The sequence below is a fragment of the Siminovitchia sediminis genome (assembly GCF_042680885.1).
Classification (GTDB): Bacteria; Bacillota; Bacilli; order Bacillales; family Bacillaceae_C; genus Siminovitchia; species Siminovitchia sediminis.
In genome coordinates this window covers 56,279-63,622 of the sequence record NZ_JBHUEO010000025.1, presented here as the reverse complement: position 1 = coordinate 63,622, position 7,344 = coordinate 56,279, and the positions used below count along the sequence as shown (strand labels likewise).

General features: G+C 44.4%; 5 protein-coding genes. All 5 read left to right on the top strand.

Translation table 11 applies throughout. The features are described 5' to 3' along the window. Positions 1-160 precede the first annotated feature (160 nt). The 5 genes from ACFSCZ_RS09785 (at position 161) to ACFSCZ_RS09765 (ending at position 7,327) form a co-directional block, all read left to right on the top strand. Positions 161-1,039, top strand: a complete 879-nt coding sequence (locus ACFSCZ_RS09785; protein ID WP_380773746.1) for a 3-hydroxyacyl-CoA dehydrogenase family protein — start codon at positions 161-163, stop codon at positions 1,037-1,039. 694 nt (positions 1,040-1,733) lie between these two features. Further along, on the top strand, positions 1,734-3,197 hold the full coding sequence (locus tag ACFSCZ_RS09780) for a sodium:solute symporter family protein (protein ID WP_380773745.1): 1,464 nt from the start codon (positions 1,734-1,736) through the stop codon (positions 3,195-3,197). A 13-nt stretch (positions 3,198-3,210) separates the two neighbouring features. Further along, a complete protein-coding gene (locus ACFSCZ_RS09775) occupies positions 3,211-4,443 on the top strand; it encodes a Zn-dependent hydrolase (protein WP_380773744.1) in 1,233 nt (410 codons plus the stop codon). 38 nt (positions 4,444-4,481) lie between these two features. Continuing rightward, positions 4,482-6,155, top strand: a complete 1,674-nt coding sequence (locus ACFSCZ_RS09770) for an amidohydrolase (protein WP_380773743.1) — start codon at positions 4,482-4,484, stop codon at positions 6,153-6,155. 218 nt (positions 6,156-6,373) lie between these two features. Further along, a complete protein-coding gene (locus ACFSCZ_RS09765; RefSeq protein ID WP_380773742.1) occupies positions 6,374-7,327 on the top strand; it encodes a siderophore ABC transporter substrate-binding protein in 954 nt (317 codons plus the stop codon). Positions 7,328-7,344 lie beyond the last annotated feature (17 nt).

The following is a 7,344-nucleotide window of genomic DNA, read 5'->3' as shown; positions in this document are numbered from 1 at the left end:
TCGACACTATGGTGGCTGTTTCTTTGTTTTGACATCATTCACTTACCTCCGGGAAAATTGCGTTATGTCGTATTTCAGTATAAACCATGTGTCCATTATAAGGGGGTCAACCACTGTCACGCCCCGAAATATGTCGAATGATCAAAAAAGGAGGAGTTTCATGAATGTTCATACAGTTGCGGTGATTGGCGGAGGGTTAATGGGATCCGGCATTGCCCAGGTAGTAGCGGAAGCAGGAAAAAAAGTATGCTTGGTGGATGTTTCTGCGGATCAAGTGCAAAAAAGTATTAAAACAATCTCAAACCATTTGAGCCGAAAAGTTGAAAAAGGAAAGTGCTCAAAAGAACATATGGAACAAACGCTGGATCGGATCACCGGTACAACTGAAATGGCCAACATTCAAGAGGCACAACTAGTCATTGAGGCGGTACCGGAAAAGCTGGACATTAAGAAAAAAGTTTTTGCCGAGCTGGATACCTATGCAAACAAAGACGCGATTTTGGCTTCCAACACATCGGGCTTGTCGATCGCTGCCATTGGAGCAGCTGCCAAAAGGCCTGAAAAAGTCATCGGACTTCACTTTTTCTATCCGGCGCCTATAATGAAACTCGTTGAAGTGATTCCTTCTCTTATTACGTCCCAAGATACATATGACACGGCTTATCAGTTTGTAAAAGACATCCAAAAAGATCCTGTGGAATGTAAAGATTACCCGGGATTTATCGTAAACCGCATTCTCGTGCCCATGGTCAATGAAGCGATCTTTTGCCTGATGGAAGGCGTAAAACCTGAGGATGTAGACCAGGCAATGAAACTGGGAGCCAATCATAAAATGGGTCCTATCACATTGGCAGACTTCGTTGGACTCGATGTCCTGCTTGCTACAATGGAAGGATTGTACGAAGGGTTCAGCGACTCCAAATACCGTCCGGCTCCACTATTGAAAAAAATGGTAGAATCCGGAAACCTCGGAAAGAAAACCGGGCGAGGCTTCTACATCTATAATGAAAAGGGTGAGCAGGTGGGATCTGCTATTTAAAGATGTTTCGACAGGTGCCTGTCACGCCCCGAAAAACCTCGGAATTTGTCGAAAGGACCACCATACCCCAAGTCCAGCACAGCTGGGCTTTTTTGCGTTCCGGTTTGTCTGGAACCTCTATATCAGTTATAACAAAATGTTATAAAACTCTATTTATAGTTTTGCAGAGTTGTGTCTTATTGCAGTGATATCGGGGATTTCAGCTGTTTTATTGTTTGATGCAGTGGCCACCCTATTTGGGTTGCAGGCCAAATGACTCATCAAATGATCTACGCCAGCATGTTATACTACTTGAAAAAAAGGAGGAGTTTCATGAAAGAAACGACTATAGATTGGAAAGCGAGATTTGAAAACATATGAATCTTTCATTTGGTGAATGGGTAACACATGTAATTGGTAAACCCTCCAAATGTAAGCGTTTTTTTAGGAATCAGAAAGAAAGTGCTAGACCTTGAAGAATATTGCACCCTATCAACCTCAGCTATACGCTTGGATTAGAGTATTTGAGGACATGTGAAATTTCTGATTCGGTAACTCAAAAAAATTCCTTCAATAAGGCGGTTGAGAAACTCGTAATAGCAAACGGCAATATGAACATCAGGACATCATAAAGAATTGTCAGTAGAAGTTTTGCCTCTTTAGTTTTTGGATCATTTGAATCTGTATAAAAATTTAAAAAATAGGAGGCAGGTAAATGGGTTGGTATCTAAGCTATTTTGCGATTTACTTTGTGTGCATGTTTGCAGCGGGAATCTATTATTTTTTTAAAGTAAAGACATATAACGATTATTTGATCGGGGGCTGGAGTGTAGGGTTTTGGCCTATTGTGGGGACAATTGTCAGTACTTGGTGTGGAGCTGCAGTCTTTATCGGCTGGGTAGGAATGGGCTTTACAGTTGGGCTATCAGGGTTCTTCAAATTTGCTTTGCCCGGAATATTTTTCAGTATTCTTCTCATTTTCCTGTTCGCTTCACCTTTGAGGAGGCAAAAGCTTTATACGCTGGCGGATTTATTCGGTGAAAGATTTGGTGGGAAATCAGGGATAGTTCCTTCAATCTTATCTGCCTTCATCTACTCGGTTCCTACACTGGCCCTGCAGATTGTCGGGATGTCCACAGTATTTACCATAGCGCTGGGGATGGATATGGAGGTAGGCATCTTCTTATCCTTTGCTCTGATTTTGGGTTTTACCATCTTGGGAGGGTTGCCGGCAGCTATTATTACGGATGCCTATCAATCCTTTGTTCTGTTAGCAGGGATTGTCATTTTATTTGGCGCTGCTGTCCTCTATGGCGGAGGAATCACTAATGTTATTACTCTTACCCCGCCGGAACTGCTGTCGCCGCTTGGGCCTGATGGTTTGAGCGAAGTGCTATTATTCGCTTTATCTGTTGGTCCTTTTTACATGGTTTGGCAATCAACCTGGCAACGGATCTTTGCCTCTGAAAATGAAAAAACTGCAAAAAAAGCCGGCATTACCGGGTTTGCGATTGCGGGTGCCATTTCTGTACTGCCCTATTCTATTGGGGTGATTGCCCGCCAGTTCGCACCGGCTGACATGGACCCGGATCTTTTATTCTCTTATGTCACAGTAGAGCTGCTGCATCCGATGATCGGCGGGATTGTCCTGGTTGGATTGCTGGCTGCTTTAATGACGGGGGCGGATTCATTCATTCTGCAGGGAAGTTCGAACCTGACGAGGGATTTATACTATCGCTTGTATAATCCGAACGCGAGTGAGAAACAGCTGATGGCTGCTGCTCGTTGGTCTGTTGTAATTATTTCTGTCTTAGGTCTGTTTGTGGCCTATGCTCTGACGGATATCGTTACTCTGTATCAATGGGCATTGCGTCTTTCTGCGACAGTCATGCTCTTTCCGTTTTTGGCAGTCATGTTTTGGAAGCGGGCTACGAAAAAAGGTGTTGTCTGGAGTATGCTTCTTGCCGCAGCCGCAACATTGGCCTGGCCGTATTTGGGCATCAGCCTGGATCACACTATTTTCGGCTTTCTTGTATCCATCATTAGTTTGGTGGTGATTAGCTTGATGACAGGCCATGATAAGGAAGAACAAGTGAGAGCTGTATATTGGGAGGATCTGGATTCGGCAGAAAGGGAAGGTCAGGGTGAGATGGATGATGGAAAAAAGATACCACTGTAATGGAGGGTCACCTATGCCGGATATACATGTACAAACAGGGATTAAACTGGAACGGTTAAAAAATCGCATGAAAACAATGGCACAGATAGGAGCTACTGATAAAGGCGGAGTATCCAGGCTGGCCCTGACGGAAGAGGACCGTAAAGCACGGAAGCTTTTCATTCAATGGATGCAGGAGCTTGGATTGACAACCAGGGTGGATGATCTGGGGAATATATATGGCAGGCTCGAGGGGATAGATCCTAAAGCTTCTCCTGTTTTGACAGGTTCACATTTAGATTCAGTACCCAAAGGAGGAAAATTTGATGGTACATTGGGAGTTCTCGCTGCTTTGGAGGCTGTGGAAACCATAAAAGAAAAAGGCATAAAGCCACTTCGTTCAATTGAAATTGTTTCGTTTACAAATGAGGAAGGGGCCCGCTTTACTCCTCAAATGCTTGGCAGCGGTGTCATTGCGGGCAAGTTCACAAAAGACTATGTGTATGGCAGAAAAGATGCCGAAGGACTGCTATTTAAAGAAGAGCTGGAGAGAATTGGATTTATGGGATGTCCTGAAAACCGGATTACCTGTGCCAATTCATTTGTTGAATTGCATATTGAGCAGGGGCCGATATTGGAGGCTGAGGAGAAGTCCATTGGGGTTGTAGAAGGGATTGCCGGATTTTACTGGCTCAAACTAAAAGTTTCCGGCCAGTCTGACCATTCAGGCTCCACGCCGATGAATATGCGTAAAGACTCTCTGGTTGCAGCTTCATCGATCATAACTGATATCTATCAATGGGCTTCCGAGAGAAAAGACGGTCTGGTAGCTACAGTCGGTCAAATTCAGGCATTTCCGGGAATTATCAATGCTATACCGGGAGAGACTGTTTTTACATTGGATATTCGTCATGCTGATCCAGAAAAATTGGAGGAAGCTGTCAGCGAAGCAACATCCATAATCCAACAGTCATCTGCCGATGTAACGATAACTGAAATAGGATCTAATCCTCCTGTCCGGTTTTCAAAGGAGGTTACGAGTCTTATAGAAGAATCGTGTAAGGATGCAAATGTATCTTATCGTAAAATAATAAGCGGGGCAGGCCATGATGCCATGTATATGAACAACATTACAGAAACAGCAATGATTTTCGTGCCTAGTACAAATGGAAAAAGTCACTGTGAGGAAGAGCATACGGCTTACCCTGATATTGAAAAGGGAGCTAATGTACTATACCTTACCCTATGGAAATTGGCGAACCGCTGAGAGAAATTTGCTAAAAAAATAAAGAGGTGAGCATCCAAGTGACAGAAGCGGATTTAATTATTGTAAATGCGAATATTTTAACGCTGGATTCCCAAGGAAGCCGCGGTAGATCATTGGCTGTAAAAAGTGGCCGTATTATCGGAGTTTGGCCGGAGGCAGTACCGCCCCGGGCGGATATTGTATACAATGTAAAGACCGAAGTCATGGATGTAAAAGGAAGTACCTTAATCCCGGGGTTTATAGATACGCATAATCATCTGCTGATGTATTCGCTTTTTCGGAAACAGGCGAACTGCAGCACACCGCCTAACCGGAATATAGGTGATATCTTGAAGCGGGTAAAAGAGTTATCTGCGAAAACACCAGAAGGACAATGGGTGCTCGGTTGGGGATATGACAACACCTTGTTGGAAGAAAATAGGCACCCGACCCGTCAGGAACTGGACGCGGCCGTACCGGATAAACCTGTATTTATCCGTCATATTTCCGCCCATTTTGGGGTAGCTAATTCGCTGGCACTTGAAATGGCAGGTGTCAATGAACATACGGCAGACCCCAAAGGTGGACGTTTGGGCCGAGATGGTGATGGACGGCTGGATGGTGTGTTGCATGAGCTGCCGGCATTGGAGCTAGTTCAGTCTGTGATTCCGACGCCGACTGCAGAGGAAATGGCTTCTTACATCGGAGAAGGAGCAATGGACTATATAAGACAAGGAATTACCACAAACACAGATGCGGGCGTGGGACTGGATTATGGATTAATCGAATTGGATGCTCATTTGAAGGCAATGGAGAATAACCAGAACCCTTTAAATATGCGGCTGATGGTACTTCATCATCTGCTGGGCGAGTCGGGTCCTTTTGGACATTTTTCAGCCAAGGAATTAGATGCCGAGATACAAAGAAGATCCAATCAAAGAGCTCGGCTGGACAGTGCCAAGTTATTTCAGGACGGTTCCATTCAGGGGTATACCGCAGCATTAAGGAAACCTTATTATAATGCACCAGATACAGTGGGGGAGCTTTTACGGGATCAGGACAGTCTTAATGAAGAAGTATTAGATCTTCATAAAAGAGGCTATCGAATAACAATACATGGAAACGGTGACCGGGCGATCGGATCGATTTTGGAGGCATATGAATTTGCACTGAAGGCAAGCCCCCGCCAAGGGCATCTGCATCGAATAGAGCACGTTCAAACGGCTGCGATGGAAGACTTGGAAAAAATGAGAGAATTGAGTGTCGCTGCCTCCTTCTTCATCAATCATGTATATTACTGGGGAGACCGCCACAAGAGGCTGTTTCTTGGCCCTGATAGGGCGGAAAATATCAATCCACTGAGGAGTGCACAGGAAAGAGACATATTGTTTACGCTGCATTCTGACTGTCCGATTACTCCAATTTCTCCTTTATTTTCTATCTGGACAGCGGTAAACCGGGCCACAAGAGAAGGGGTCAGGCTTGGAGCCGAACAGGCGATCAGTGTAGAGGACGCACTTCGGGCGATGACCATCGAAGGGGCAAGGCTAAATTTCCAGGAAGCCGAAACGGGCAGCATTGAAATTGGAAAGAAAGCCGACTTCGCTGTACTGGGGGCAGATCCAACCGCAATAGACCCTATGGACATCAAGGACATCCCGGTGGAGGAGACAATCATTAACGGACATACAGTTTCGACAGGTGCCTGGCACGCCCCGAAATATGTCGAATGATCCAGCGATGGGTCATTTTTTTTGAGATCAATGAGAAAAATTCTCAATTAGGTATTGACTGTCTGAAAAGTGTTGCTATAATAATAATCAAGCATAGTTGATAATGATTATCATTATCTGTGAGGTGAGAAGTTTGGGGAACATGTTTACCTGCTGAGATTCTATGCAAGGCCTGTTCTTTTTAGACGTAAATACATATTTGTAAAAGGAGAATGAACATGAAGAAGTGGACTTTTTGGATGATGTTAAGTATTGTGGCCGTTGTTCTTGCGGCTTGTGGAGGCAGTGAAGAAAGCCAAACGGGAGCATCTGAGGAAGAAAAGCAAGGGGAAGAAATAACGATTACACATGAATATGGGGAGGCGACGGTACAGAAAAACCCCGAAAAAGTGGTTGTCTTTGATTTTGGGGTACTCGATACGCTGGATGAATTGGGTATTGAGGCAGCCGGTGTACCACAAATGAACATTCCTGCTTATTTGGAAAAGTATGAAGGTGAACAATATACAAACGTGGGAAGCTTAAAAGAACCTGATTTTGAAGCAATTCATGAATTGCAGCCGGATGTAATTTTCATTTCTGCCCGCCAGGCTGAGTTATACGATCAATTTGCTGAAATTGCCCCAACTATATTTATGGGATTGGATGAATCGCAATATATGGAATCCTTTAAAGGGAACATGGAGACCATCGGCAAGATCTTTGGAAAAGAAGATGAAGTGAAAGCTGAACTGGAAGCCATTGATCAGCAAATCGCAGAAATGAATGAAAAAACAGAGGCTATGGATAAAAAAGCGCTGATCGTTTTGGCAAATGAAGGGAAGGTCAGTGCCTACGGACCTGCATCCAGATTTGGCTGGATCCATGATGTCCTTGGCTTCAAACCGGCTGATGAAAGCATTGAATCATCTACCCACGGCCAGGGAATCTCCTTTGAATATATTTTAGAAACCAATCCGGACATTATGTTTGTTATTGACCGCAGTGCAGCCATTGAAGAAAAAGCAGAGCCTGCAAAAGAGGCGATTGAAAACGATTTGGTACAAAAAACAACGGCCTATCAGGAAGGTAATATCATTTACCTGGACGCCGATTATTGGTACCTTTCCGGCGGCGGCCTTCAATCCATGAAAGCCATGGTCAAGGGTATGGAAGAAGCTCTGAATGAATAAGGTAATGAAAACCGGCG